Raw genomic sequence first — 347 nt, 5'->3', positions numbered from 1 at the left:
ATGAGGACAAGGGCACCGGCTTGCTCCGCCACTGCCTGCTGCGGCGCGGTGTGGTGTCCGGGCAGGTGAGGGTGGTATTGGTGACCGCCCAGCCGGTTCTGCCCGGGGCGAAAAACTTTGTCCGCGCTCTGCTGGCCGAAGCCGAAAAGCGCCATGTCCCTGTGACCACCGTGGTGCAGAACTACAACCCCCGCTGCACCAGCGTGGTGCTGGGCGAAGAGGAAAAGGTGCTCTACGGCAAGGGATACATTCTGGATACCCTCTGCGGCAAGACCTATGCCCTGAGCCCCCGGAGTTTCTACCAGATCAACCATGACCAGACCATACAGCACCTCGGTCTGGTCATG

1 pseudogene is annotated in these 347 nt (G+C 62.0%); it reads left to right on the top strand.

Annotated elements, in window-relative coordinates:
• Positions 1 to 347: pseudogene (locus tag P0G09_RS16175) on the top strand (23S rRNA (uracil(1939)-C(5))-methyltransferase RlmD); the annotation flags it as partial.

This window comes from Faecalibacterium sp. DFI.5.82 (assembly GCF_029076575.1).
Taxonomy (GTDB): Bacteria; Bacillota; Clostridia; order Oscillospirales; family Ruminococcaceae; genus Faecalibacterium; species Faecalibacterium duncaniae.
The sequence above is the reverse complement of the archived record's forward strand: the minus strand, read 5'-3'. Positions and strand labels throughout refer to the sequence as shown.